The 25,969-nt window shown below is 65.9% G+C and carries 29 protein-coding genes and 2 pseudogenes; 7 read left to right on the plus strand and 24 right to left on the minus strand.

Annotated elements, in window-relative coordinates; genetic code table 11:
* Positions 1 to 6: 6 nt before the first annotated feature.
* From ACVILL_RS38890 to ACVILL_RS38900, 3 genes are all read right to left on the minus strand, one after another.
* The gene (locus ACVILL_RS38890) at positions 7 to 1,140 is read right to left on the minus strand and encodes a glycosyltransferase (RefSeq protein ID WP_456733863.1); all 1,134 of its coding nucleotides are present in this window, start codon (positions 1,138 to 1,140) and stop codon (positions 7 to 9) included.
* 264 nt (positions 1,141 to 1,404) lie between these two features.
* Positions 1,405 to 1,611, minus strand: coding sequence for a hypothetical protein (locus ACVILL_RS38895; RefSeq protein WP_456733864.1), 207 nt, complete (start codon positions 1,609 to 1,611; stop codon positions 1,405 to 1,407).
* A gap of 67 nt (positions 1,612 to 1,678) precedes the next feature.
* Positions 1,679 to 2,050, minus strand: a complete 372-nt coding sequence (locus tag ACVILL_RS38900) for a hypothetical protein (RefSeq protein WP_456733865.1) — start codon at positions 2,048 to 2,050, stop codon at positions 1,679 to 1,681.
* 129 nt (positions 2,051 to 2,179) lie between these two features.
* Here ACVILL_RS38900 and ACVILL_RS38905 point away from each other — a divergent pair, with 129 nt between their 5' ends.
* Together ACVILL_RS38905 and ACVILL_RS38910 are read left to right on the plus strand one after the other, a co-directional pair.
* The gene (locus tag ACVILL_RS38905; RefSeq protein WP_456733866.1) at positions 2,180 to 3,052 is read left to right on the plus strand and encodes a DUF72 domain-containing protein; all 873 of its coding nucleotides are present in this window, start codon (positions 2,180 to 2,182) and stop codon (positions 3,050 to 3,052) included.
* 10 nt (positions 3,053 to 3,062) lie between these two features.
* A complete protein-coding gene (locus ACVILL_RS38910; protein ID WP_456733867.1) occupies positions 3,063 to 3,524 on the plus strand; it encodes a DUF488 domain-containing protein in 462 nt (153 codons plus the stop codon).
* A 112-nt stretch (positions 3,525 to 3,636) separates the two neighbouring features.
* On the opposite strand, the gene ACVILL_RS38915 is transcribed toward ACVILL_RS38910, so the two are convergent.
* From ACVILL_RS38915 to ACVILL_RS38960, 10 genes and pseudogenes are all read right to left on the minus strand, one after another.
* Positions 3,637 to 4,554, minus strand: a complete 918-nt coding sequence (locus ACVILL_RS38915) for a PhzF family phenazine biosynthesis protein (RefSeq protein WP_456733868.1) — start codon at positions 4,552 to 4,554, stop codon at positions 3,637 to 3,639.
* A 98-nt stretch (positions 4,555 to 4,652) separates the two neighbouring features.
* Positions 4,653 to 5,360 (minus strand): annotated as a pseudogene (locus tag ACVILL_RS38920) (amidohydrolase family protein); the annotation flags it as partial.
* Positions 5,252 to 5,551, minus strand: a complete 300-nt coding sequence (locus ACVILL_RS38925; RefSeq protein ID WP_456733869.1) for a hypothetical protein — start codon at positions 5,549 to 5,551, stop codon at positions 5,252 to 5,254. The pseudogene ACVILL_RS38920 and the gene ACVILL_RS38925, both read right to left, overlap by 109 nt.
* A gap of 15 nt (positions 5,552 to 5,566) precedes the next feature.
* Positions 5,567 to 6,811 (minus strand): MFS transporter, encoded by a 1,245-nt coding sequence (locus ACVILL_RS38930; protein ID WP_456733870.1) that lies wholly within the window; start codon positions 6,809 to 6,811, stop codon positions 5,567 to 5,569.
* A 46-nt stretch (positions 6,812 to 6,857) separates the two neighbouring features.
* Entirely contained in the window at positions 6,858 to 7,586 is a 729-nt protein-coding gene (locus tag ACVILL_RS38935) for a GntR family transcriptional regulator (RefSeq protein WP_456733871.1), read from the minus strand.
* Between the two features lie 72 nt (positions 7,587 to 7,658).
* Positions 7,659 to 8,972, minus strand: a complete 1,314-nt coding sequence (locus tag ACVILL_RS38940) for an adenylate/guanylate cyclase domain-containing protein (RefSeq protein ID WP_456733872.1) — start codon at positions 8,970 to 8,972, stop codon at positions 7,659 to 7,661.
* Between the two features lie 112 nt (positions 8,973 to 9,084).
* On the minus strand, positions 9,085 to 10,248 hold the full coding sequence (locus ACVILL_RS38945; protein ID WP_456733873.1) for an ABC transporter permease: 1,164 nt from the start codon (positions 10,246 to 10,248) through the stop codon (positions 9,085 to 9,087).
* 31 nt (positions 10,249 to 10,279) lie between these two features.
* Positions 10,280 to 11,239 carry an ABC transporter ATP-binding protein gene (locus ACVILL_RS38950; protein WP_456733874.1) on the minus strand — a complete coding sequence of 320 codons (960 nt, stop codon included), beginning with the start codon at positions 11,237 to 11,239 and terminating at the stop codon, positions 10,280 to 10,282.
* Complete coding sequence (locus ACVILL_RS38955; RefSeq protein ID WP_456733875.1) at positions 11,236 to 12,021, minus strand: HlyD family secretion protein; 786 nt, start codon at positions 12,019 to 12,021, stop codon at positions 11,236 to 11,238. Before ACVILL_RS38955 ends, ACVILL_RS38950 begins: the two co-directional genes overlap by 4 nt.
* Complete coding sequence (locus ACVILL_RS38960; RefSeq protein WP_456734460.1) at positions 12,018 to 12,656, minus strand: TetR/AcrR family transcriptional regulator; 639 nt, start codon at positions 12,654 to 12,656, stop codon at positions 12,018 to 12,020. Before ACVILL_RS38960 ends, ACVILL_RS38955 begins: the two co-directional genes overlap by 4 nt.
* Here ACVILL_RS38960 and ACVILL_RS38965 point away from each other — a divergent pair.
* A complete protein-coding gene (locus ACVILL_RS38965; protein ID WP_456734483.1) occupies positions 12,553 to 12,894 on the plus strand; it encodes a hypothetical protein in 342 nt (113 codons plus the stop codon). The two genes, ACVILL_RS38960 and ACVILL_RS38965, sit on opposite strands and share 104 nt — an antisense overlap.
* A gap of 235 nt (positions 12,895 to 13,129) precedes the next feature.
* Complete coding sequence (locus ACVILL_RS38970; RefSeq protein ID WP_456734461.1) at positions 13,130 to 13,882, plus strand: bestrophin-like domain; 753 nt, start codon at positions 13,130 to 13,132, stop codon at positions 13,880 to 13,882.
* 84 nt (positions 13,883 to 13,966) lie between these two features.
* Here ACVILL_RS38970 and ACVILL_RS38975 read toward each other — a convergent pair.
* Together ACVILL_RS38975 and ACVILL_RS38980 are read right to left on the minus strand one after the other, a co-directional pair.
* Positions 13,967 to 14,378 (minus strand): annotated as a pseudogene (locus ACVILL_RS38975) (DUF2000 family protein).
* A 130-nt stretch (positions 14,379 to 14,508) separates the two neighbouring features.
* On the minus strand, positions 14,509 to 14,694 hold the full coding sequence (locus ACVILL_RS38980) for a hypothetical protein (RefSeq protein ID WP_456734484.1): 186 nt from the start codon (positions 14,692 to 14,694) through the stop codon (positions 14,509 to 14,511).
* Between ACVILL_RS38980 and ACVILL_RS38985 the strand changes: the two genes are divergently transcribed.
* Positions 14,639 to 15,856, plus strand: coding sequence for an NAD(P)/FAD-dependent oxidoreductase (locus tag ACVILL_RS38985; protein WP_456733876.1), 1,218 nt, complete (start codon positions 14,639 to 14,641; stop codon positions 15,854 to 15,856). The genes ACVILL_RS38980 and ACVILL_RS38985 overlap by 56 nt on opposite strands.
* A 35-nt stretch (positions 15,857 to 15,891) precedes the next feature.
* Here the strand turns inward: ACVILL_RS38985 and ACVILL_RS38990 are convergent, their stop codons facing one another.
* From ACVILL_RS38990 to ACVILL_RS39030, 9 genes are all read right to left on the minus strand, one after another.
* Positions 15,892 to 16,299, minus strand: coding sequence for a DUF4189 domain-containing protein (locus tag ACVILL_RS38990; RefSeq protein WP_456733877.1), 408 nt, complete (start codon positions 16,297 to 16,299; stop codon positions 15,892 to 15,894).
* A gap of 222 nt (positions 16,300 to 16,521) precedes the next feature.
* The gene (locus ACVILL_RS38995) at positions 16,522 to 18,126 is read right to left on the minus strand and encodes an NTP transferase domain-containing protein (protein WP_456733878.1); all 1,605 of its coding nucleotides are present in this window, start codon (positions 18,124 to 18,126) and stop codon (positions 16,522 to 16,524) included.
* The gene (locus ACVILL_RS39000; protein WP_456733879.1) at positions 18,123 to 18,824 is read right to left on the minus strand and encodes an XdhC family protein; all 702 of its coding nucleotides are present in this window, start codon (positions 18,822 to 18,824) and stop codon (positions 18,123 to 18,125) included. Before ACVILL_RS39000 ends, ACVILL_RS38995 begins: the two co-directional genes overlap by 4 nt.
* 2 nt (positions 18,825 to 18,826) lie before the next feature.
* Positions 18,827 to 19,150 carry an XdhC family protein gene (locus ACVILL_RS39005; protein WP_018272401.1) on the minus strand — a complete coding sequence of 108 codons (324 nt, stop codon included), beginning with the start codon at positions 19,148 to 19,150 and terminating at the stop codon, positions 18,827 to 18,829.
* Positions 19,151 to 19,179: 29 nt separating this feature from the next.
* Positions 19,180 to 20,382: a vWA domain-containing protein gene (locus tag ACVILL_RS39010; RefSeq protein ID WP_456733880.1), complete on the minus strand. Its 1,203-nt coding sequence runs from the start codon at positions 20,380 to 20,382 to the stop codon at positions 19,180 to 19,182.
* Positions 20,383 to 20,556: 174 nt separating this feature from the next.
* Positions 20,557 to 21,465 (minus strand): AAA family ATPase, encoded by a 909-nt coding sequence (locus ACVILL_RS39015; protein WP_456733881.1) that lies wholly within the window; start codon positions 21,463 to 21,465, stop codon positions 20,557 to 20,559.
* Between the two features lie 48 nt (positions 21,466 to 21,513).
* Entirely contained in the window at positions 21,514 to 22,320 is an 807-nt protein-coding gene (locus ACVILL_RS39020) for an FAD binding domain-containing protein (RefSeq protein ID WP_456733882.1), read from the minus strand.
* Between the two features lie 94 nt (positions 22,321 to 22,414).
* Positions 22,415 to 22,900 (minus strand): (2Fe-2S)-binding protein, encoded by a 486-nt coding sequence (locus ACVILL_RS39025; RefSeq protein WP_016840414.1) that lies wholly within the window; start codon positions 22,898 to 22,900, stop codon positions 22,415 to 22,417.
* A gap of 168 nt (positions 22,901 to 23,068) precedes the next feature.
* Entirely contained in the window at positions 23,069 to 23,515 is a 447-nt protein-coding gene (locus ACVILL_RS39030) for an SRPBCC family protein (RefSeq protein WP_016840413.1), read from the minus strand.
* Positions 23,516 to 23,726: 211 nt separating this feature from the next.
* Between ACVILL_RS39030 and ACVILL_RS39035 the strand changes: the two genes are divergently transcribed.
* Positions 23,727 to 25,082: a 3-carboxy-cis,cis-muconate cycloisomerase gene (locus tag ACVILL_RS39035; RefSeq protein ID WP_456733883.1), complete on the plus strand. Its 1,356-nt coding sequence runs from the start codon at positions 23,727 to 23,729 to the stop codon at positions 25,080 to 25,082.
* A gap of 104 nt (positions 25,083 to 25,186) precedes the next feature.
* Positions 25,187 to 25,969, plus strand: coding sequence for a 3-oxoadipate enol-lactonase (gene pcaD / locus ACVILL_RS39040; protein ID WP_456734462.1), 783 nt, complete (start codon positions 25,187 to 25,189; stop codon positions 25,967 to 25,969).

The following is a 25,969-nucleotide window of genomic DNA, read 5'->3' on the forward strand; positions in this document are numbered from 1 at the left end:
CCATCGTCATCGCTTGCGCCAGACGAACAGTCCGGACATCGCGTAGTTCCACACCACGCCCATCAGCGCGCCGGCCGCGCCTGCCAGCCACCAGATCGGCTCCTGGTCGTAGACCGAGAACGCGACGCCGACATTGGCGAGCAGGCCGACGCTGCAGACCAGATAGAACAGCAGCAGGCCGCGCAGGATGCCGAAGCCCTTCAGCCGCTGGTCGCGATAGGTCAGGAAATTGTTGAGGATGAAGTTGCTGGTCATGGCGACGATCGCGCCGGACGCCTGGGCCTCCGGGAACGGCGCCTTGAACAGCTCCAGCGCGATGAACAGCACCATGAGATGCACCAGCAGGCCGAGCCCGCCGACGGCCGCGAACAGAATGAAGCGCAGCGAGATCAGGTCGTTGGTCAGCTTCGCCAGCACCAGGCCGAGGAAGTCGAGCGCGACCATCGAATCGAGCTTGCTTTCGCCATGCTGGCGGGCGCCGAACGTGTAGGGAATTTCGATCGTGCGCAGCTTGCCCTCCGCGGTCGCCACCACGTCGAGCAGGATCTTGAAGCCCTGGGTCGAGAGCTGCGGCGCGAGCTGCTCGAAACGGTCGCGGCGGATCATGAAGAAGCCGCTCATGGGATCGGCGACCTCGACCTTCAGCGCGCGGCGCGCGATCTCGGTCGCGAAGGCGCTGGCGCCGGCGCGCTGCTTGTTGAAGCCGTCGGCCTTGTAGCCCTCGATATAGCGGCTGCCGACCACGAGTTCGGCCTCGCCGCTCTGCAACAGCGCCAGCATCTTCGGCAGCTGGGTCTCGTCATGCTGCAGGTCGGCGTCCATGACGGCGGCATAGGACGCGCTAGAGGCCAGGATGCCCTCGATGCAGGCCCCGGACAAGCCGCGCCGGCCGATTCGGCGGATGCAGCGGACGCGGCTATCCTTCCGCGCCAGCGCGCGCACCACATCCCAGGTTCCGTCGGGCGAATTGTCATCGACGAAGATGACTTCCCAGGACACGTCCTTCAGGATCGCGTCGAGCCGGCGGTACAGCACCGTGACGTTGTCGCGTTCGTTGAAGGTCGGAATGACCACCGAAAGCTGCGGCAAACTTGCTGCCGGCAACGCGGTTTCGGGGCCCGGCTTGATGGCTTCATTCATGAGCGCCAGCGTATAGCCGCAGCCTCCCCCGCTGCCAAGGCGGGCCGGCCGAAACGCGCTCTCGGGAAGCAGGAAAACGGGGCAAAACACCCCCTGAAATGCCAACGACCACGAACAAGGGGCGCGCGTACATCCGGCGCAGCCTGACTTTGTCGTGGTCGTCCCAGCGCCGGAGCCCTGAAGCTGCAACGTCGCCGTTAACAGCCAGATAGGAAGCCCCCAGGCGGTCCGCAAGGGGCGGTCTTAGAGGGCGTCCCGGGGCGCCTAGTTGTTCGGGACTTCCCGGATCACCGGGCCGCGTGGCGCCGGGGCCGGCGCGGCCTCGGCGGCGGGAGCCGCCTGCGGCTGCGCCGCGGCGGGCTGGGTCGGGTTACGGAGCTGGCTCGGCGACGGCCCATAGATGAACGCCGCCGCCAGCACGATGGCTGCGACCACTGCGCCCAAAAAGCCTGCCGTCGATCGTGAGTTCATGCCGATCATCCCCTCGCCTGCGCGGATTGATATCAAAAATCGGCCGGCCGCAACAGGATTCGGGAACCTATTTCGCCGCGGCCTTGCGCCGGGTGAAGGCGGTCACGATGTCCTTCTGCGCCAGCTCGATCGCGCGGTTGGCGGTCGTCAGATTGGCGTCGGCATCCTGTTTCGGAAATTGCAGCGACAGGAAGTCGATCAGCGACACCCGGAAGTTCTGCCGCTCCGAGGGACAGACATTGGCGATCAGCGAAGTGAACTCCTGGTCGGACATCGCCTTGTTGCTGTCGCGGGGATATTCGCGGGCGAGACAATTCCAGTAGGCATCGCGGCCGGTGATTGCGAGCTTGTGCGCATCGCCGACCTCGTCGGCCATTGCAGCGAACGATATGGCAGCGGAGGACGTGATCAAGAGGGCGGCCGCAACCAGCATGCGCATTGTTGTTCTCCTGTTTTTCGGCATCCTAGCCAACACCGCCAGTCACGATAAGCATCGCCGCGCCAATCTGGCAAACTGGCCAATCACGATTATTTTGACTAGTCTCGCTTCCTGTTCCCCTCCCTCACGATGAGTGCAGTCGTGGCCAAAGCTCCCACCAAGGCAACCAAGACCGACGCCAAGGCAGACGCCAAGGCGACCAAGACAGGCGCAGGCAACATCTATATCGGCATCGGCGGCTGGACCTTCGAACCGTGGCGCGGGGTGTTCTATCCGGAGAAGCTCGCGCAAGCGAAGGAGCTGTCCTACGCCGCCTCCAAGCTGACCTCGATCGAGATCAACGGCACCTATTACGGCTCGCAGAAGCCGGAGAGCTTCCGCAAATGGGCCAGCGAAGTGCCGGACGGCTTCATCTTCTCGCTGAAGGGGCCGCGCTTCGCCACCAACCGCCGCGTGCTCGCCGAAGCCGGCGATTCGGTGAAGCGGTTCTATGATTCGGGCGTGCTGGAGCTGCGTGACCGGCTCGGCCCGGTGCTCTGGCAGTTCGCGCCGACCAAGAAGTTCGACGGCGCCGATTTCGGCAAGTTCCTCGAACTGCTGCCGCGCAAGCTCGACGGCCGCGCGCTGCGCCATGTCGTCGAGGTGCGCCACGACAGTTTTTGCGTGCCCGAATTCGTCGCCCTCATTCGCGAGCACGAGGTGCCGGTGGTGTTCGCCGAGCACGGCAAATATCCGGCGATTGCCGACGTCGCCAGCGACTTCGTCTATGCCCGGCTGCAGAAGGGCAATGACGAACTGAAGACCTGCTATCCGCCGAAGCAGCTCGATGCCTGGGCCAGGCGGCTTCAGGACTGGGCCGGCGGCAGCGAGCCCGACGACCTGCCGAAGGTCGACAAATCAGTGCCGAAGAAGGCCCCGCGCGACGTGTTCGCCTATGTGATCCACGAGGGCAAGATCCGCGCGCCCGCGGGCGCGATGGAATTGATCGAACGGGTGAAGTGAAGGTACAGCGATGGCGAAGGCGAAAAAGCTGTTCACCATCGGCTACGAGCAGACGCCGTCGAAGGCGGTGCTCGACGAACTCCAGCAGGCCGGCGTCAAGCTCTTGGTCGACGTCCGCGCGGTCGCCTCCTCGCGCCGTCCCGGCTTCTCCAAGACCCAGCTCGCCGCGGGTCTCGACGAGCGCGGCATTTCCTACGTCCATCTCCGCGGCCTCGGCACGCCGAAGAGCGGCCGGGAGGCGGCGCGTAGCGGCCAATATGCGCTGCTGCACAAGATCTATTCGGCGCACCTGAAGACGGTACAGGCCAAGGAGGAGCTCGACGAGCTGTCGGCGCTGGTGAAGAAGTCGGGCCCGGTCTGCATCCTCTGCTACGAGCGCGACCACGAGCACTGCCACCGCCGCTGGATCGCCGAGATCATCGAGGAGCGCGACGGCGTCAGGATCGAGAACCTCGCCGCGCCGCAAGTCTAGAGCGCGATGAATTTGGATTGAATCCGTTCGGCCATGGGCTCGGTTCACCTCTCCCCATTGGAGAGAGGTGAACCTCCACTGCCGATCCAGCTCAACTCTATCTCATCATGCTTTAGTCTCGCTCGCCCGGCACGTTGATCGTGCCCTCCATCATCTTCACGCAGCCGCCGCCGACATGCACCGAGGTGATCGCGCCGCCCTGTTTCTGCACCCGCGTCAGCAACAGGCTCGGCCGGCCCATGTCGACGCCCTGCCCGATCCGCAGCCGCAACTCGCCGTCGCGCGCGGGATCGATATCTGCGAGCAGCGCCGCGCAGGCAGCGGTCGCACTGCCGGTGGCCGGATCCTCGGAGAGGCCGCTTGCGCCAGGATGGAACATGCGCGCCTGCAGGTCGAGCGGCTGCTCGCCCGCCGGCACATCGCGGGTGTAGAAATAGACCACATCGCGGCCGATCTGCGCCAATGCCCTGGCGAACGCCGCAGCATCGGGCCGGGCACGCTTGAGCGCATCGCGCGAAGCGATCTCGACCACCAGGAACGGCAGGCCGACCGAGACGACCTGCGGCACATGCCGATCGGTCTTCACGTCGTCCGCCGACAGCGAGAGGCACGCGGCGGCATCGGCGGCGCTGACATCATTGGTCCGCTGCAGCGCCTGCGGCGCCGTGAGCTCGGCGCCAACTACGCTACCGCCATCGGACAGGATCGCAACCGGCACGAGCCCCGCCTTCTCCTCGAACCTCAGCCGCTGCGGCGGCTTCGCCGCAAGGCTCGCCAGCACGAAGGCCGTGCCGACATTGGGATGGCCGGCGAACGGGATTTCCGAGCGCACCGTGAAGATGCGAACCAGGGCGTCGTTGGCCTTGTCCTGCGGCGGCAGCACGAAGGTCGTCTCGGAATAGTTGAACTCGGTCGCGATCGCCTGCATCTGAGCGGTCGACAACCCTTCGGCATCGAGCACCACGCCGAGCGGGTTGCCGCCGAAGGCGCGGTCGGTGAAAACGTCGACGGTGATATAGCGCCGCTGCATCGTGCTTGTCCTCGTGCTCCGGTCATTCCGACCGATGTCGTCATCGTAACACGGCTGCAACGACACCCTTCAGAGCACTCGGTACAATCTCCTGCGAGCTAAAACCGAAACAGCTCGCGCGGCGATGCCAGCACGCGCGTGCGCTCATCGGCATCGGTGACGAGCTCGTCGAGGAATTTGCGGTTCTTGGCGTAGTTCTGCGTTGACTCGAATTGCGTATGCGGCCAGTCGCTGCCCCACAACAGCCGGTCGACGCCGTAGGCATTGCGCAGCAGCGGATAGGCCTGCTCGGCGAACGCCTCGCCGTTCGCGCCGTTGCGATATGGCGCCGAGATCTTCACCCAGACATTCCGCGTTGCGCCGAGCTTGAGCACTGACTGGAATCCGGGATCGTCGACGCCGAGCTTCGGATCGGGCAAGGCGAAGTGATCGAGCACAACCTTGACGCCCTGGTCGAGCAGCCTCGGCGCGAGCGTCGCAAGATCGGTCGCGTTGCGCTGGATCTCGACCTGCCAGTCGAGCGTCCTGATCTGCGCCAGCAACGCCGTCCATTCCGGTGACGTCAGGTCGGGCAGCTGCTGGCCGACAAGATTGAGGCGGATGCCGGCCATCCCGGCGCGATCGAGTTCACGAAGCTCTTCCGCAGCGATGGTCGGATCGACCACGGCGATGCCGCGCAGGCGGCCATTGGTCGCCTTCAGGCATTCGACCAGATAGGAATTGTGGTGCCGAGAAAGCTCGGCTGCACCAGGACGCCGTTGGTGATGCTGTTCTGGTCGAGCTGCTGCAGATAGAGCGCGAGCGGCGCGTCGTAGTCGGGCGCGTAGCGGCGACCGGGCGCGAGCTTCAGCCCGCGATGGAAGACGTGGGCGTGGGTATCGATCACGAGTTTCGGCACCTCAGCCCCCACCCTGCTCGCCAATCCGCCCGCCGACAGCGCGGCAACCACTCCCGCGACAAACTGGCGCCGCGTCACCCCCTGCTCGTACGATGTCATGATCATTCCTCATCATCACGCGCGCGTGGCGGCGGCCTGCTCGAAAACCTTGCCGCGGGTTTCCGGCAGCATCAGCACCGCGATCAGCACCAGCGAATAGGCGAAGGCGGCGTCGATCCCGATCGCCGCACCAAGGCCGATGTGATCGCTGAGATAGCCGACCAGGAACGGGAACGCCGCGGAGACGATGCGGCCGAAATTGTAGCAGAAGCCGACGCCGGTGCCGCGCACGCCGGCCGGGTACAACTCGCTGAACAGCGCCGCCATGCTGGCGGGAATGCCCGCCGAGAAGAAGCCGAGCGGAAAGCCGAGTACCAGCATCTGCGAGTTGGAGAGCGGCGCGAAGATGTAGATCAGCACCGTCACGACGCAGGCCGCCGCAAACAGCGCCACGTTGGCGCGCCGCCCGATCCGGTCGCTGATGATCCCCGAGACCACGCAGCCGCAGAAGAAGGCTATGATGATCACGGCGAGATAGGCGCTGGAACCGAGCACCGAGAGGTGCCGCACCTCGCGCAGATAGGTCGGCAGGAATGTCGTCAGCGCCGCATAGCCGCCATGGGCGCCGACACCGAACAGGCCGCCGATCAAGGTCGAGCGCAGCACGTCGCGGTGAAAGATTCCGGCGAGCGTCGCGAAGAACGGCGGCTCGGCCGCGCGCGATGCGGCCCGCGGCGGCTCCTTCAATCCGCGGCGGATGTACAGGATCAGGAGCGCCGGGATGAGGCCGACCGCGAACAGGACGCGCCAGGCGATGTCGGCCGGCGCATAGGTAAACACCAAGGCCGAGAGCAGCACCGCCGCGCCCCAGCCGACTGCCCATGCGCTCTGCACCGCGCCGAGCGCCTTGCCGCGATGCTCGGCGCGAATGATCTCGGCTATCAACACCGCGCCGCAGGCCCATTCGGCGCCGAAGCCGACACCCTGAATGGCCTTCAGCACCAGGAGCTGGGTGTAGTTCATCGCGAAGGCTGAGGCGAAGGTCGCGAGCGCAAAAGTCGCCACCGTGATCTGCAATGCTTTCACCCGCCCAAAGCGGTCGCCGAGCGCGCCGCCGAGCCAGCCGCCGAACGCGCCGAAGAACAGCGTGACCGAGCCGAGCAGACCTGCGTCGGCCTTGCTGATCCCGAATGCGGTGATCAGCGCCGGAATGGCAAGGCTGAACATCTGGACGTCGAGCGCATCTAACCCCCAGCCGCCAAAGCTTGCCCAGAAGGTGCGCCGTTCGAGCGGCGAGCATTCGCTGTACCAGTTCACCATCATTCCTCCCCGTGATCTTGTCTGTTGTTGTGTTTTGTTGCCGCGCTCACCTGATCTCGGCGTGATAGCGGAAGCGATCCGCCGGCCCGCGCGAGCGGCGCCATTCGATCGGCCGCCGCTCCAGATCGAACGCCAGGCGCTCGATCACGATCAGCGGCGCGTTGGCTTCGAGCCGCAGCAGGCGCGATTGCATCTCGGTCGCGATCTCGACGGTGAGGATTTCATCGGCCGAGACCACGATTTGGCCGCAGCGGTCCTCGTAGAGTGGATACAGCAAGTCGCCGAACTCGGAGGTCGCGAGTGCAAGGATCGCCTCGAAGCGCGATCTCTCGAGCCAGATCTCCTCGGCGAGCAGCGGCACGTCGTCGATCAGCCGCAGGCGCGACAGGCCGATGACGGGCGCGCCGACGCCAATGCGCAGCGCCGAGGCCACTGCCGTGGTCGCCGGCATCGTCTTGCGCCGCAGGATACGGCTCTGCGGCACGCGGCGCTCGCCGCTTTCGGACTGGAAGCGGAAGAAGCGGAACAGCGAGGAGTTGAAGCGCGCGCGGCGCACGAAGGTGCCGCGGCCCTGCTGGCGCTCCAGCACGCCGTCGCTGACCAACTGGTCGATCGCCTTGCGCACGGTGCCGATCGCCACGCCGTAATGCGCGCCGAGCTCGGCCTCCGAAGGGATCAGATCCCCCGGGCGCCATTCGTTGCGATTGATCCGCGCGGCGAGATCGTCACGGAGACGCTGGTAGCGCGGCAGGCGGTCGTCGAGGGCGGGATTCATATAGTCATCTATATGAGTATGGGACGCTGCGTCAATCGCTACCTTGATACCTCAATCGTTAAATGCCGTTCCCTACCCCAGTTGCCAGACCGGCACCGGATGCTCGTAACCCCGCACCGGGATCTCGCCGCGCGAGACGGCGTCCATGCACGCTTCGCCGAGCGCATCGCGCACGGCGGAGGAGATCAGGAATTGCGAGCCGAGCTCCTTGTTGAGCGCCTCGAGCCGCGCGGCGAAGTTCACGGTGTCGCCGATCACGGTGTACTCCTTGCGCCGCGGCGAACCGATATTGCCGGCGACGACCTCGCCGACATGGATGCCGATGCCGATCCGCAGCGGCCAGCTCGAGGTTGCGTTGGTGCGTTCGTTGGCGGCCAGCATCTCGCGCGCGGCGGCGACCGCCTGCTGCGCAGCCTCGCCGGTCTCGAACGGCGCCCCGAACAGCGCAAGGAAGCCGTCGCCGAGAAATTTGTTCACGATGCCGCCGTGGCGATCGAGGATGTCGACCAGCACGGCGAAGGCGCCATCGAGCCGATCCACCACCTCCTGCGGCGAGCGCGTGCGCGCGCCCGCGGTGAAGCTGCGGAAATCGACGAACATCACGGCGACGCGGCGGATGTCGCTGCCGGTGCCGGCCCCCTCCGTCAGCAGGCGTTCGACCACCTGGGGCGAGACGTGCTGGCCGAACAGATTGGTGATGCGATCGCGCGCGGTGGCGGCCGCGATGCTGGCCGCGAACTGGCGCCGCAACTGCATGCCGACGGCGCCCGCCAGCATGCCGCAGATCAGGATGATCGAGCTGCGCGCGGCGTGATAATAGATGCCGGGATCGGCCGCGACGCGATCGGCCGAATGGAAGAACACCGCCATGTAGAACAGCTGGGTCGCCGCGACGACGCCGGTGAAGGTCGAGAGCCAGAAGTCGAGCCGCAGGGTCGAGAGGATGATGAAGACGAAATAGATCAGCGGCGCCACGAAGCCGAGCGCCTCCTGCCGGCCCATGCTGTCGATATGCAGTGCCAGCACGACGGTCGGCAGTGACGTCTCGACCAGCACGCCGATATAGCGCCGGATCACCGGCAGGTCGCGCCCCTTGCGCATGTGCCAGGTGATCGCTCCGTGCACCCACAGCTCGAACACGATGAGCGGCACGATGACGTAGAACACATAGACCGGACTGAGATTGCCGTGCCAGACGCGGCTGACCGCCTCGGGCGCAAAGAAATACACCAGCAGGCTGATCGCGCCGAGCAGGATCGTGGTGCCGATCAGCACCTTGATGCGCAGCAGCTCGGTGGTCATCACCTCGCGCATCAGGGCATGGTGGAAGTCCGCAGATACGGTCCCGTCGCTCGCCGCCTTGTCTCTACCCCAAAACCCGGCCATTTCCCCTCGCCCGTCATTCCGGGGCGCGAAGCGAACCCGGAATCTCGAGATTCCGGGTTCGGTGCCGCGCACAGCCCCGGAATGACTCTCAGTTGTGGAGCTCATACTAGCCTCAATCGAGCGTGCGGCGGAAGCGCGTCACGGCGACGGTCATGGCGAACAGCATCAGGGCGGCAAGCGCGATGGTGTCGTATTGCAGGTTCTGCATCGACGCGCCCTTCAGCATGATGGCGCGGACGATGCGGACGAAATGGGTCAGCGGCAGCCCCTCGCCGATATATTGCGCCCAGACCGGCATGCCCGCGAATGGAAACATGAAGCCGGACAAAAGGATGCTAGGCAGGAAGAACATCATCGAGAGCTGCATCGCCTGCAGCTGGTTCTGCACGATGGTCGAGAACGTATAGCCGATCGACAGGTTGGTGGTGATGAACAGCGTGGTGAGCAGCGCCAGCAGCGTGAAGCTGCCGAGGACCGGCACGCCGAACACGAACACGCCGATGCCGATGATCAGCGCGGCCTGGATGAAGCCGACCAGCACATAGGGGATGATCTTGCCGAACATCACCTCGATCGGCTTGATCGGCATCGACAGCAGGCTCTCCATGGTGCCGCGCTCGATCTCGCGCGTCACCGACAGCGCGGTGAAGATCAGCATGGTCATGGTCAGGATGGTGCCGACCAGGCCAGGCACGATGTTGAGGCGCGATTCCGCCGCCGGGTTGTAGCGGGCATGGGCGCGGATCTCGAACGGCATCTCCGGGGGATCGCCGATGTGGAGGTCATGCGCCAATGCGGTCTGCACCAGCGGGCCGAGCGTGCCGAGCGCGGTGCCCGACGCCACCGGGTCGGTGGCATCGGCCGCGACCAGCAGCGCCGGCCTGTCGCCGCGCCGCACCGCGCGCTCGAAGCCGCGCGGGATCTCGACGCCGAACAGCACCTTGCCGGATTTCAGCAGCTCGTCGAACTCCTCGACGGTGTGGACCTCGCGGACGAAGTGGAAATAGGCAGTGTTCTCCATCGCCTTCAGGATCGAGCGCCCGAGATCGGTGTCCTCCTGGGTCAGCACCGCGGTCGGCAGGTTGCGCGGCGTGGTGTTGATGGCGTAGCCGAACAGCGTGAGCTGCAACACCGGCAGCATGATGATCATGGCAAACGAGACGCGGTCGCGGCGAAGCTGGATGAACTCCTTGACCAGCATCGCATAGCTGCGCCGCCAGAAGCCGAACGCCGGCTCCTTGTCTGCGCCATTCCGGATCGTATCCGTCGTACTCATGGCCATTATCCCTGGAAGTTATCCTTGGAGATTATCCTTGGAAATTGTCCCTGGAGCGCCCCATCAGGTCGATGAAGACGTCTTCGAGCGACGGCTCGCTCGGCTGCCAGCGCCACTTCGAATCGTCGCGATAGGGCGCAATCGCGGCCTCGAGCGCCGCCTTGTCGCGGCCCGAGACGTGCAGGCTGGTGCCGAACGGCGCCACCATGTCGACGCCGGGTTTGCCGGTGAGCTCGGCCATCAGCCCGTTGAAATCCTCGCCGGTCACCGTCCAGGTCGACAGCGCGGAGGCCGCGATCACCTCATCCACCGTGCCGTGGGCCAACAGATGGCCGTAGGCGATGTAGGCGATCTCGTGACAGCGCTCGGCCTCGTCCATGTAGTGGGTCGAGACCAACACGGTGAGGCCGTCGGCGGCGAGCGCATGGATCTCGTTCCAGAAATCGCGCCGCGCCTTGGGATCGACGCCGGCGGTCGGCTCGTCCAGCAGCAGCAATTGCGGGTTGGGCAGCGTGCAGGCGCCGAGCGCGAGCCGCTGCTTCCAGCCGCCGGAGAGATTGGCGGCGAGCTGCTCCTCGCGGCCCTTCAGCCCGATCCGCGCGATCATGTCGGCGGCGGCGCCGCGCGCATCCGGCATGCCGTAGAGCCGCGCCACGAATTCGAGATTCTCGCGCACCGACAGGTCCTGGTAGAGGCTGAAGCGCTGCGTCATGTAGCCGACCTTGCGCTTGATCTTGTCGGCGTCGCGCAGGATGTCGTAGCCGAGGCAGGTGCCCTCGCCGCTGTCCGGCGTCAGCAGGCCGCACAGGATGCGGATGGTCGTGGTCTTGCCGCTGCCGTTGGGACCGAGGAAGCCGTAGATCGAGCCGCGCTTGACCTGCATCGACAGGTCGTGGACCACCTCGCGCCCGTTGAACGATTTGGTCAGGCCCTTCACATCGATGGCGATGGAAGATGCGTTGGACTGCGCATTGGTCGAGCCGACGTTCATCTGCGGTCCGCCACCGGCGTCTTGGGATTGAGGTAGATGCTGATCGGCTGACCGACGCGCAAGACATCGGGCCGGCTCGGCCGCGCCTGGACCAGGTAGACCAGCTTGTTGCGCTCATCGAGGCTGTAGATGACCGGCGGCGTGTACTCCGCTGACGTGGCGATGAAATAGATCTTCGCGGTGAGGTCGGCGGCGCAATTGTCGCAGGTCACCCTCACCTCGTCGCCGAGCGCGAGCTTCGGCAACTCGGTCTCCGGCACGAAGAAGCGCAGCTTCATGTTGCCGGGCGGCATGATCGACAGCACCGGCCGCTGCGCCTGCACCATCTCGCCCTCGCGGAAATAGATCTGCTGGATCGAGCCCGCAATCGGCGCAAATCCCTTGCGGCGGTCGAGCCGGGTCTGCGAGGTGTTGACGCGCGCCTCCGCGATGCGTAGCGCCGAGACGGCGGAATCGAGATTGGCCTGGGTGCCGGCGCCGGTGCCGCGCAGCGAGGCCGCGCGGTCGTAGCTCTGCTTCGCATTGGCGAGCGTCGCATTGTTCTGGTTGAGATCGGCGCGCTGCAGATCGTCGTCGACCGAATAGAGGAGATCGCCGGGCTTGACCTCGTCGCCCTCGCGCACGTTGAGCTTGATCACGCGGCCGGATTCGTCGGGACTGACGAAGATCATGTCGGCCTCGACCCAGCCCTGGAAGCCGGGATCGCGCTTCTCGTTGCAACCGGCCAGCGCCGCCGCCAGCGCGACGGCGGTCACGAGCCTCATCATGCGCGACGCGGTCATGTCTGCCTCCGTTCGCCGAAAATCAGATCGAGATGAATCTTGAACATCGCGAGCCCGTCGAGCGGCGCATGGCGGGCAAACAGGCTCTGCCAGATCACCGCGACGATCGCGGGCGCAACGACCAGCTGCGGGAATTCCCCGAGCTCGCGGTGCTTGATCTCGCCGCGCGTGATCGCGAGCTGGACCAGCGCCCGCATCGCCGCCATCCCCTTCGACACCACCTCACGGAAATAGAAATCGGCGATCGCCGGGAAGCGCGGCCCCTCGGAGACGATCAGGCGGATGATGTCGCCACGGCGGGTGGACACGATCTCGCGGATGAAGGTCTCGGCGAATTTCTCCACCGCGTCGCGCACCGGACCGGTGATGGGGGGCAGCGCCGTCATGCGGCTGATCAGCGGCACGAGCGCGGTGCGGATCAGCTCCTCGAACATCGACTCCTTGTCCTTGAAGTAGAGATACAGCGTGCCCTTGGCGACGCCCGCCCGCTTGGCGACGTCGTCGAGCCGGGTCGCGGCAAAGCCGCGGGCGATGAACTCGTCCATCGCCGCCTCGACGATCGCCGCGCGCCGCTCCGCCGATTTCTCGGCGCGGTTCGACGCGGGCTTCGGCTCGGGCAGTTTTGCCGAGGCCACCCTCGGGATCCTCGCCGCGGCAGCCCTGATCGTGGTTGGGCGCTTGGCAGACGGGGTGCGGGTCGATGATTTGATGCGCTTGGTCATGGTCGGCATTATGACTGACTGGTCAGTCATTGTCAATGTGATTAGGAGTAACGGGCTGCGGCCCGAAACGTTCCTGGTTTGGGTGGGCGTGCGGCCCTGGTCGCGCAGCGCGTTCCGGTCCGCGTGGGTCTTGCTTCACCCTGTCCGTTGAGAGCGGGCGCAGGGAAAGCCGGGTGCCGATGGTACCCATGGGTCCCGCGGCGGAAAGTAGGACCACAGGCGCAACCGGAAACAACCCGGCTTTCCCTGCGCGATGGGTTACGGCTTACTTGGTGCTCTCCCAGAAGGGAGGCGGCGCGATCAGGCGCTGCAGTGGAAGTTGGTTCAGGCGATCGGCTGAGGAGACGCCAATGAGCGACTGGCTACACAACCTTTCAGTGCCGTGGATGGCCTTCACTGTCTTCGGCTTCACCTATTTTCTCACCATGCTGGTTTTCTTGGCCGTTGCGGCCCTGTCGACCAAGGCGCGGGCGGCGTCATTCAAATCGATCTCCGCCGGCTTGTTGCCGGTACTCGGCGTCATTTTCGGCCTGTTCGTTGCCTTCACCGCCGCGCAGGTGTGGAGTGACAGCGATCGCGCCGCAACTGCGGTGAGCCGCGAAGCCAGTGCGCTGCGAGCGGTCATCCTTCTCGCCGGCGGCCTGCCACCGGAACAGGAGGCGCGCTTGCGCAGCCTCGTTCACGATCACATCGAGGAAGCAGTTGCGGTGGAATGGCCAATGATGGCGCGCCAGACCGCTTCGCTCAAGGCGGCGCCCGCCGCCCTCACCGAGGCGCTGCGTCTGGTCATTTCGATACCTGCGCAAAGCCCGGGCCAGCAGACGGCGCAGCGCGAGATCATCACGGCGCTGGATACGGCGCTCGACGCGCGACGGCAACGCGTCATCCTCAGCAAGTCGGAAGTCAACGCAATCAAGTGGTGGTGCCTCTACATTCAGGCCGTCTGCGAGTTGCTGGCGATTGCTCTCATTCACTGCGACAATCGACTGGGATCTGCCATCGCGATGGGACTGTTCGCGACCGGCGTCGCAACATCGGTTCTGCTGATCGCAGCGCACGATCGGCCGTTCACGGGCCAAATATCGATCGCGCCGACGCCGCTGCTGCAAATCATGCCGGACAAGGCGGCGAGCCGGTAGTGATGGACGCACCGGCCGAAGGGTTCCCTCCCCCCTTGCGGGGAAGGGAGCCTGACCGTCGTGCTCACCTCACGTGCACGCCCGTTACGTGTGAAACTTCAGCCCATCGAGGATCTTGTCGACCACCTTGCGCTCGGCGCGAATGGCGAGGCCGACCAGGTTGAGCTCGGTGCGCGCGACCGCCCTCACCACCTCGCGGTTGGCGGCGTCATGCGTGGTCCTGAACATGTCCTCGGTGTAGAGCGCCGGCTTCACGTTGCGCGCCAGCGCGCGCTCCAGCGCCCGCGACAGCGCCGCGCGATCGGCGCCGTAGATCAGAGATCGGCTGGCCGATCAGGGAGAGATAGTTCGTGCCCGAGCCGTCCTCGTAATTCTCGCCGATGCATTCGGGAAACGAAGCGGCGATGCCCCCGGCCAGAAAGGACGCCACGTTGAGCTTCTGCCAGACTTCCAGGTCGGCGCGGATCACGACCGCGATCTTGGTGTCGAACTGCATGGCGCAAGTCTAGCCGCAGGCCGATGGCCAACACCAGCTCTGACCGTGCATCCCTCGCCTGCCCGTCAGACGCCAGCGTTCGTTTCCTGCAAGGCCCCGGGGCAGACCGCTGGCTCATCCGGGTTACAAGCTAACCCCTGCCCTGGCCCTTGGCGCCACAGGTCCAGGCGCGGGCCGGCAGGATAACAATGGTCAGCTCCTGCACCGCGTAGTAAGTTTCGATAATTCGATTACGATCAACATATTTCGAGCATTGCATCATGATCAGCAAGGCCGATGTTGTTGTGATTGGTTCAGGCGGATTGGGCGCGGCCACGGCCTATTACCTGAGCAAGCGTGGAGGTCTCAGCGTCGCCCTTGTCGACAAGCATGAGATCGGATCGCAAACCTCGCCCCGCGCGGCGGGCATGGTGAGCTGCGCACGCAAGAGCGACCTGATGATTGGCCTCATCAAGGACGCCTGCCGAAAGATCGAAACGTTCACGGAAGAAACCGGCCGGCCGCTCGACTGGGTGCATTCGGGCAGCTTGAAGATTGCGCGTCGGCCGCAGGATGCCGAAGTGATCGAGACCGATTTCGAGCGCGGGCGCCGCATGGGCCTCGATGTCGAGTTGGTCTCTCCGGAAGAGGCGAGCCATCTCAATCCGTTCTTGCAGCCGGCGGGTGTCGTCGCGGCGATGCGGATCGGCGACGACCGGTATTTCGACCCGGCCCAGGTTGCCGTCGGGTTCGCCAGGGCCGCGGCCGCCCACGGTGCAACACTGCTGCCGAAGACCGACGTCCGCGCCGTGAACATCGTCGGCGGCACCGTGATCGGCGTGACCACGGCAAAGGGCGTGATTGAATGTCCTGTTGTCGTCGACGCAGCCGGTGCGTGGACGCGACAGGTCGCGGAGGCGAGCGGGATTCGCGTGCCGCTGGTGCCGACCCGGCAGCAATTGATCGTCACCGAGCCTTTGGATGGGGCGCATGCCGACCTGCCGATGATCCGCATCATGGATGCCGCAGTGTACACGCGCCCGTGTCAGGGCGGTTTCCTCTGGGGCGTCTACGAGGAAACGCCGCGCTTCTTCGATATGCAATCGCTTGGGGCCGGCTTCGACGTCAAGGACATGCCGCTCGACATCGGCGTGCTTCATGCCGCCGCCGATGAGGTCAAGGACCAGCTCCCGTTCCTGCAAACCGCCAAGGTGCGGGAGTTTCGCGGCGGCATTCCGACAATGACCGCCGACGGCCATCACATTCTCGGCCCGGCCGCCGGAGCGGCGGGCTTCTATTTTGCAAGCGGGTGCAACGTCGCCGGTCTGTCGATCTCGCCGGCCATCGGCGAGGCGCTTGCAGGCTGGATCGTGTACGGACAGCCGCCGGTCGATCTGTCGCCGATGTCGGTCACGCGGTTCAAGGATCAGCCGTGGTCCGAAGCCCAATTGCAGAGCGACGCCGCCTGGCAGTACCGGCACTTCTACGGTGCGGTCTGAGCGCGGCTCGGGATCAGGTCATCAGCGCGTTTCCGCTAGCCCTTGGCGTCGCAGGCCCAGGCGCGGATCACGCATTCCTTGCCGCCATAGTCGTAGCATTTCTTGGTGGCGGCATTGAGCGAGCTCGAGATCTTCGGTGCCACCGCGTAACCATGCGCGCCGCAGGGATTTTTCATGTCGATCGAGAGCGCGGCACAGGCGCGCTTCATGGTCACGGTGGTGCAATCGCCCTTGCACTGCTTCAGCGCGGCGGCACGCGCCGCGCCTTCCGCCGGATAGTCGTAGGCCTGGCCATACGCCCCGCACTTGCCGACCGCGAACGCGCCGGCCGCGTGCGCATTGGGGAGGAAGTTTTCCACGGAGAAACGCGTGGCGCCGAGCAGCAACGTCAGGACAAGTATCATCAGCGCGCGGCGCTGCGCGGCGGCGGTCGAAATGATCAAGCGGAAATCCCCCAAAGTCCGGCGCGGACTGTACGCGGGGGTCGTTGCCAGATGGTGAATGACGAGTTGAGGGGCCACGCTCGATCCACGCGTCGTCCCGGCGAAGGCCGGGACCCATAGCCACCGAACGTTGTTGTTGGCGGGGAAGCGGCCCCAACCGCGCAACACAATCCGCATTTGTGGTAATGGGTCCCGGCTTTCGCCGGGACGACGCGGATCGATTTAACTCCGCCGCGCGGCTTCCAGCGCCTGCGGGGTATCGATGTCGAGGAAGGCGCTGTCGCCTTCGACCGGGACCTCGGCGACCACTTCGGCATGCTTGGCGATCAGATGGCGGGCGCCGATGTCGCCGTCGAGCGTCATCAATTCCTTGAAGAAGCGCCGCGACCACAAGACCGGATTGCCGCGGCGGCCCTCGCTGACGGGGACCGCGATCAGATGGCCGCGGTCGGGCGCAAAGGTCTCGATCAGGCGGTCGATCAGCTTTGCGTCGATCAGCGGCATGTCGCCGAGGCAGACGATCGCGCCGTCGGCGCTGTCGGAGACGGCCGAGATGCCCGCCTTCACCGAGCTGGCTATCCCGCCGGCGAAATCCGGATTGCAGACATATTTCACCTTGAGCCCGGCCAGCGCCTGCTCGACCAGGTCGCCCTGGTGCCCGGTGACGACGATCACCTCCGAGGCCTTCGAGGCCAGCGCCTGCTCGGCGACGATGCGCGCGAGCTTCTTGCCGTCGATCTCGGCGAGCAGCTTGTTCGGGCCGCCCATCCGGGTCGAGCGGCCGGCCGCGAGCACGATCGCCGCGACGTTGCGGTTGCCTTCAGTGTCCGGGACGGTGCGCGGCTGCGGCCGCGTCACGATCTCCATCAACAGACCGCCGACGCCCATGCCGGTGAGATCCGACCGAGTCACCTTGATGCCGGCGAGCAGCCGCATCAGCACCCAGTCGAACCCGTTCTCGACCGGCGAGCGCGCGCAGCCCGGCGCGCCCAGCACCGGCACGCCGCCGGCGCTGCCGATCAGCAGCAGATTGCCGGGATCGACCGGCATCCCGAAATGCTCGATGGCGCCGCCGATCTCGGTGATCGCAGCCGGGATGACGTCGCGGCGGTCGGCGATCGCGGACGCGCCGAACACGATGACGAGTTCGGCGCCCAGGCCGAGCAATTCCTTGATCGCGCCCGCGAGCACGGTCTCGTCATGCGGCACGCGGCGCTCGGCAATGATAGTCGCACCGGCCGGCGCGAGCCGTTCGGCGGTGACGCGCAGCGTCTTGTCGATCACCTTCGGCGCGAGGCCGGGCAACAGGGTCGAGACCACGCCGACCTTCCGGATCACGTAGGGCGCGATCCGCAGCGTGTCGCGGCCGGCGACCGCGACGGCAGCGTCGCGCAGCCGGCCCTCGACCCCGAACGGGATCAGCTTGACGGTCGCGATCATCTCGCCTTCGACCACCGGCTTGTAGGCCGCGAGCGTGGCAAAGGTGATGGCCTCGTCGACGCCGTTGATGCGATCGACCGCGGCGCGATCGACCACCAGCACGCCGGGACGCGCCGCGAACAGGTTGGCGCGGCCGGTGAAGGCGCGCTCGACATGGACACCCTCGCCCGCCACCGCCTGCGCGATGCTGGCGGCCGCCGTGTCCTCGGACACGTCGCCGTCCTCCAGCCGCACCACGACGACGTCCTTGACGCCGGCCTTGGTCAGCGCCTCGACCTCTTCAGGGCCGATCGTGGTGCCCTTCTTGAGCACCAGCGCGCCCTGGCGGAGCGTGTGCACGGTGACGCCGCCAATCGCGTCGGCCGGACTGGCGGGACCGAACTTCATGCCGCTTCTTCTTTTTCTTTGGGTGGCAAACGCAGCTGCGCGGTGATCTCGGCCATGATCGCAACCGCGATCTCTGACGGCGACACCGCGCCGATGTCGAGCCCGATCGGCGCGTGGATGCGTGCGATGTCGCTGTCCTTAGCGCCCTGCGCGCGCAGCCGCTCGGCGCGCTTGGCGTGGGTCTTCCGCGAACCGAGCGCGCCGATATAGAAGCACTCGCGGTCGAAGGCGTGCAGCAGCGCCGGATCGTCGATCTTCGGATCATGCGTCACGGCGACGAAGGCGGTGTAGTGATCGACGTTGAGCGGCGGCAGCGCGACATCGGGCCATTCGGCAACCAAGGGCACGTCGGGGAAACGCTCCGGGCTCGCAAACGCTGTGCGCGGATCGACCACCGTGACGTCATAGTCGAGCGAGCGCGCCAGCGGCGCCAGGGCCTGGCTGATATGGACCGCGCCGATGATCACGAGCTTTGCGGTCGGCGCATAGACGTTGAGGAACAGCTTCTTGCCCGCGACCTCGACATTGCCGCTCTTGCCCATCCGCAGCTGTTTTGAAAGCTCGACGCGCAGCGGGTCGGCGGCGATGTCCGCGGCTTTCACCAGGCGCTGCTCGCCATTGGCGGTGTCGGTGACGATGATGACCGGGCGGCGCGCGGCGCGCTCGGCATTCAGTTCTTTGAGGATCTCAAGCTTCACGGCTAGCCGACCTTCTCGACGAACACGCGGATGGTGCCGCCGCAGGACAGGCCGACATTCCAGGCCGTCTCGTCGGCGACGCCGAATTCGAGCATCTTGGGCTGGCCGCTCGCGATCACGTCGAGCGCCTCGGTGACGACGGCGCCTTCGACGCAGCCGCCGGAGACCGAGCCGAGAAACGTGCCGTCATCATTGATGACGAGGCTCGAGCCGGCCGGGCGCGGCGCCGAGCCCCAGGTCTCGACCACGGTGGCGAGCGCTACGCCGTGGCCCTCCTTCTGCCAGGTCTCGGCGGCCTGCAGGATGTCTTCGTCGCGGTTCAGCATGGTGGCCTCCTGCTATCGGGTCAGGCTTCTCAGGCAACAGAACGGATCAGGCTGCGGTGGTGCGCCGGCGGCGGGGATGACAGCGCCCCGATCAAGCCCTTGATGGACGTCAAGTTATGCACCGGGCGAAATTCGTCAACGTGGGGCAACATCATTTTGATACCCTGCGCCTTGGCCTCGAAGCCGGAATAGCGCAGCAGCGGGTTGAGCCAGATCAGGCGGCGGCAGGAGCGGTGCAAACGGTCCATTTCGAAGGCCAGCTTGGCATCCGCCTCCCGTTCTAGTCCATCGGATATAAGGAGGACGATGGCGCCCTGCCCGAGCACCCGGCGGGCCCAGAGCTGGTTGAAGGTGTGCAGCGAGGTCGCGATCCGAGTCCCGCCGGCCCAGTCCTCCACCGAGGAGGAGCAGCTCGCCAGCGCCTCGTCCGGGTCACGCGCCCGTAACGCGCGCGTCACATTGGTCAGGCGGGTGCCGAACAGGAACACCGAGACCCGCTTGCGGGCGTCGGTGATGGCATGCAGGAAGTGCAGGAACAGGCGGGTGTACTCGCTCATCGAGCCCGAGATATCGAGCAGCGCCACGATCGGCGCCGGCTTCTCGATCCGGCCGAGCTTCCTGATATCGATGATCTCGCCGCCTGATCGCAGCGAGTTGCGCACGGTGCGGCGCATGTCGAGGCGAAGGCCGCGCGCATCCGGCTGGTAGCGGCGGGTGACGAGCTCGGCCTGCGGCAGCCGCATCTTGGCGATCTCGCGCGTCACCTCGGCGATCTCCGCCGCGGTCATCTGCGCGAAATCCTTCTTCTGCAGGATTTCCTTGTCGGAGACCGAGAGCTTGAGCTCCTGCTCCTGGGCCTGCGGCCGCTCCTCGCTCCGCGCCGGCTGCGCCATCGCCTCCTGGACCCGGCGCGAGGCCGGCGGCGGCTTCTTCTTGGCGTGGTCCGGCAACGGCACCGAATCCAGCATGCTCTTCCACTCCTCGGCGGCGCGGAAGAACAGCGCGAAGGCCTGGCGGAAGATCAGCGCATGCTCATGACGCTTGACGAAGATCGCCTCCAGCGTGGCGTAGAAGTCGGAGCGGTTGCCGACCTCGATCAGCTGCAGCGCATCGAGCGCATCGATCACCGAGCCCGGCCCCACCGGCAGCCCGGCCGCCCGCAGCGCGCGGGCAAAGCCGATCACGTTGTCGGCCATGTGGCCGGTCGGGGGCGCGAGGTGGTTGATCGCCATTGATGTCTAGCCTCGTCATTCCGGGGCACGCGCAGGCCCTATGACCCCTCATGGTGAGGAGCGCGGAACGCGCGTCTCGAACCATGAGGCCCCGTCTGTGGCCTACATCCTTCGAGACGCGCTTTGCGCTCCTCAGGATGAGGGGCTAAGTCGTTTTATGCCGCAACGCGCGACTTACGTCTCGCTCGTCGCTTCCTTCAATGTCTTCTGCAACGCGTCGCCCTGCATGCGCGCGATGTCGTCCTGGTATTTCAACAGCGCGCCCAGCGTGTCGCCGACCACCTGCGGCGTCAGCGAGCGGGCGTCGAGCTCGGACAGCGCGGTGGCCCAGTCGATGGTCTCGGCGACGCCCGGCGACTTGTAGAAATCCTGGCTGCGCAGCGCCTGCACGAAGCGGACGACCTGCTGCGACAGCTTTGCGGAAATGTTCGGCACCCGCGACTTGACGATCGCGAGCTCGCGGTCGGCTGTGGGATAATCCACCCAGTGATAGAGGCAGCGCCGCTTCAGCGCGTCATGGATCTCGCGGGTGCGGTTCGAGGTGATGATCACGATCGGCGGCGCCGGCGCCTTCACGGTGCCGAGTTCGGGGATCGTGACCTGGAAGTCGCTGAGGATCTCGAGCAGATACGCCTCGAACGCCTCGTCGGCGCGGTCGAGCTCGTCGATCAGCAGCACCGGCGGTCCTGCGACGTCGGGCTCGAGCGCCTGCAACAGCGGCCGCTTGATCAGGAAGCGCTCGGCGAAGATGTCGCTCGCGAGCTGGTCGCGATCGGTATCGCCGGAGGCTTCCGCCAGCCGGATCGCGATCATCTGCGCCGCGCTGCTCCATTCATAGACGGCGGAGGCGACGTCGAGGCCCTCATAGCATTGCAGGCGGATCAGCTTGCGCCCGAGCGCCGCCGACAGCACCTTTGCGATCTCGGTCTTGCCGACCCCGGCCTCGCCTTCGAGGAACAGCGGCCGGCCCATCCGCAGCGCCAGATAGGTGACGGTCGCGAGCGACCGTTCGGCGAGATAGCCGCGCGACGTCAACAGCTCCTCGAGCGCATCGACGGAAGTGGGTAACGCCGATGCACTCATGGAACTGCCAGTCTTCGAACAGGGGTTGGCAAAGTCACGCCTTGGTATTTAGTCCTTGGCGTTCGCGGCTTCCACCGCCCGGCGCGCCAAAACGCCGATCAGATGCGCGCGGTACTCGGCGCTGCCGTGCAGGTCGCTGTTCAGCCCGTCGGCCGAAACCGCGATGCCGTCGAGCACCTTGTGCGAGAAGCGCTTCTTGAGGGCCTCCTCGAACGCGGTGACGCGGAACACGCCGTCGGAGCCCGCACCGGTGACCGCGACGCGCACGTCTGACGGACGCTTGGCCACGAACACACCGACCAACGCATAGCGCGAGGCCTGGTTGCGGAACTTGACGTAGGCCGCCTTCTTCGGCAGCGGGAACATCACCTTGGTGATGATCTCGTCGGCCTCCAGTGCGGTCGAGAACAGGCCCTGGAAATATTCCTCGACCTTCAGGCGGCGCTTGTTGGTGACGATGGTCGCGCCCAGCGCCAGCACCGCCGCCGGATAGTCCGCGGTCGGGTCGTTGTTGGCGAGCGAGCCGCCGATGGTGCCGCGGTGGCGCACTGCGGGATCGCCGATCCCGCCGGCAAGCTCGGCCAGCGCCGGGATCGCCTCGCCCACGATCGGGGAGTTCGCGACCTCGGCGTGCTTGGCGGTGGCGCCGATCACCAGCGACCGGCCCTTCATCTCGATCGTGTCGAGGCCTTCGATATGGGAGAGGTCGACCAGATGCGGCGGGCTCGCGAGCCGCTGCTTCATGACCGGCACCAGCGTGTGACCGCCGGCGATCAGCTTGGCGTCCTCGTTCTTCACCAGCAGATTGGCGGCCTGCCGCACGGTGCCGGGACGATGATATTTGAATTCGTACATTGGAATGTCCTGATCGCGGTTTATTGGAGCATGATCTTTTCGGAAAACCGCTTCACACTTTTCCGGATCATGCTCTTAGGCGAGGTCCGACTTGTTAAGCGAGGTCCGACTTGGCCATCGCCTTGGCGCCGGCGGCGATCGAAGCCACGATGTTCTGGTAGCCGGTGCAGCGGCACAGATTGCCTTCCAGCTCCTCGCGGATCACCTCGTCGGAGAGCTCGTGGCCTTTGCGATGCACCAGGTCGACGGCGGTCATGATCATGCCCGGCGTGCAGAAGCCGCACTGCAGGCCGTGATGCTCGCGGAAGGCCTCCTGCATCGGATGCAGCGGCGCGCCATCGGCCGCCAGCCCCTCGATGGTCTTGACCTCATGACCGTCGGCCATCACCGCGAGCGTCGTGCAGGACTTCACCGCCTTGCCGTCCAGGTGCACGACGCAGGCGCCGCACTGCGAGGTGTCGCAGCCGACATGGGTGCCTGTCAGCCGCAGGTTTTCGCGCAGAAACTGGACCAGAAGGGTACGGGGGTCGACATTCGCGTTAACGGGGTTGCCGTTCACGATCATTGAAATCTTGGCCATCAGCACTCTCTTATCTGCGCCACCGCATATCGGCGAAGCAGGCGGTTTAAAATCATTCCAGACGGCATAATATGGGCGCGCCCCGCGATGGGCAACCTTTGGAGCCACCCATCCAGGACATAACGGGAAGGCTTGGCAGGGCCTGAGTGACCCGGCCCGCGAGCAGGATTAACCCTGCACCGCCTTGGCGAAATTTGCAAAGAATTCATCGGCCAGCTTCTTGGCGGCACCGTTGATCAGGCGCTGGCCGAGCTGGGCGAGCTTGCCGCCGATCTGCGCCTCCACGTTGTAGCTCAGAAGCGTGCCGCCATCCTTGTCGGCAAGGCCGACGGTGGCGCCGCCCTTGGCGAAGCCGGCCACCCCGCCCTCGCCTTCGCCCGAGATCTTGTAGCCATTCGGCGGGTCGAGATCGCTCAATGTGACCTTGCCCTTGAAGCGGGCGGAGACCGGGCCGACCTTCATCTTGGCGGTGGCGCGGAAGCCGCCCTCGTCGGTCTTCTCCAGCTCTTCGCAGCCGGGAATGCAGGCCTTCAACACTTCGGGATCGTTGAGCTTGTCCCACACAGCCTGGCGCGGCGCTGCAAGCTGGACTTCGCCGGTCATCGTCATGGCCATTGGGGGACCTCCTCGATCGCAAGAACCTTTTCCCCAAGTAAAGCAGCCGGGACACAAAGGAAAGGGCACCTTCGGAGGATGAGCGATGCATATTCGCAACCGCAGCAAGCCAAGCCCGCTGTTCACAAATTCGCGCACGATACCTGCTTGAAAATGGCGCAGGCGGCCCGGGCATTGGCATCTGTCCGCGACAGTGGTTAGGTCGCGCGCCATGAGCACAGCCCTCTCCCCCCTGCTTGCCCCGATGCTGTCGAGCGCCGCGATGCGCGCGGTGTGCGACGACACCGCCACGCTGCAGAACATGCTGGATTTCGAGGCCGCGCTGGCCCGCGCCGAGGCGGCCTGCGGCGTGATTCCCGCAGCCAGCGCCGGGCCGATCGCCGCGGCCTGCAAGGCCGAATCATTCGATCAGGCCGCGTTGGCCGACGCCGCGACAAGGTCCGGCAATCTGGCAATCCCGCTGGTGAAGGCCCTGACCGCTGATGTCGCCAAGGCGGATGCCGAGGCGGCGCGCTATGTGCATTGGGGCGCGACCAGCCAGGACGTCATCGACACCGCGACCATGCTGTCGCTGCGCGCCGGCATCGACGCGCTGCTGGCCGACCTCGCCCGCGCCGTTGCCGGCTTTGCCAAGCTTGCGCGCGCCCATCGCGACACCGCAATGGTGGCGCGGACCTGGCTGCAGCATGCGCTGCCGATGCCGTTCGGGCTAAAGCTCGCCGAATATGCCGCGGCCCTGCACCGCTCCCGCGCACGCTTGCTGCGCCTGCGCCGCGAGACCCTGGCCCTGCAATTCGGCGGTGCCGCCGGCACGCTCGCCGCACTCGGCGACAAGGGCCTCATGGTCGCAGCAGCGCTTGCGAAAGAGCTCGACCTGCCCTTGCCGGATGCGCCCTGGCACACCCACCGCGACCGCATCGCCGAGGCCGCATCGGTGTTCGCGATCCTCGCCGGGACCTGCGGCAAGATCGCGCGCGACATTTCGCTGATGATGCAGACCGATGTCGGCGAGGCGTTCGAGCCCGCCGGCGCCGGCCGCGGCGGCTCCTCCACCATGCCGCACAAGCGCAATCCTGTAGCGGCGGCGAGTGCGCTCGGCGCTGCGACCATGGCGCCGAATCTCGCCGTCACGATCTTCGCCGCACAGGTGCAGGACCACGAGCGCAGCGCCGGCCCCTGGCATGCAGAATGGCCGACCTTGCCGGGCCTGATGCTCGTGACGTCAGGGGCGCTCGCTGCGATCGTCGATCTCGCCGAAGGGCTCGAGGTCGATGCGGCCCGCATGCGCAGCAATCTCGATGCGACGCATGGGCTGATCATGGCGGAAGCCGTCACCTTTGCGCTGGCCGACAAGATCGGCAAGAGCGACGCCCATCATCTGATCGAGGCCGCCAGCAAGACAGCGGTCGCGGAGCAGAAGCATCTGCGCGACGTGCTGTCGGCGGATGCGAAGGTCTCCGCGCATCTCGATGCAAGGCGAATCGCGGAACTGTTCGAGCCGATGGCCTATCAGGGCGCCTCGCAGGCGCTGATCGACCGCCTGCTGGCTTCGCTTGATGAGAAATAGCGAGATGTCATTGCCGGGCTTGACCCGGCAATCCATCATCGCAAGGAAATTCGTTTACGATGGATGCGCGGATCACGTCCGCGCATGACGAGAGGGACAAGACGATGCCGATGATCAACGCCGATGGATGCCTGCTCAACGTCCAGGTGGACGGCCGCGACGGCGGACCGACCCTGATGCTGTCGAATTCGCTCGGCTGCACGCTGCAGATGTGGGAGCCGCAGATGCCGGCGCTGACGCAGCTGTTCCGCGTCATCCGCTACGATCGCCGCGGTCACGGCAAGTCAGGCGTGCCGGCCGGCCCCTACTCGATGGAGCGGTTCGGCCGCGACGTGCTCGCGATCCTCGACGATCTCAACATCGAGAAGGTGCATTGGTGCGGCCTGTCGATGGGCGGCATGGTCGGGCAATGGCTCGGCGCCAACGCACCTGCAAGATCCGGCAAGATCATCCTCGCCAACACCGCCTGCTACTATCCCGATCCGACCAACTGGCTGAACCGCATCAAGGCGGTGAAGGAAGGCGGCATCGCCGCCGTCGCCGACACCGTGATCGCGGGCTGGCTGACCGCCGATTTCCGCGAGCGCGAGCCGGAGACCACCGCGCGCATGAAGGCGATGCTGATTGCCTCTCCGGTCGAGGGCTATCTCGCCTGCTGCGAGGCGCTGTCGACGCTCGACCAGCGCGCGCTGCTGCCCAGGATCAAGAGCCCGACACTGGTGATCGCAGGAAAGCAGGACATGGCGACGCCAGTGTCGGCGAGTGAAATGATCCGCAGCGGCATTCCCGGCGCCAGCATGACGCTGCTCGACGCCGCGCATATTTCCAATGTCGAGCAGTCGCACGCCTTCACCGAAGCCGTGGTCGGCTTCCTGACGCAACGCTAA

Source organism: Bradyrhizobium sp. USDA 3364 (assembly GCF_054056355.1).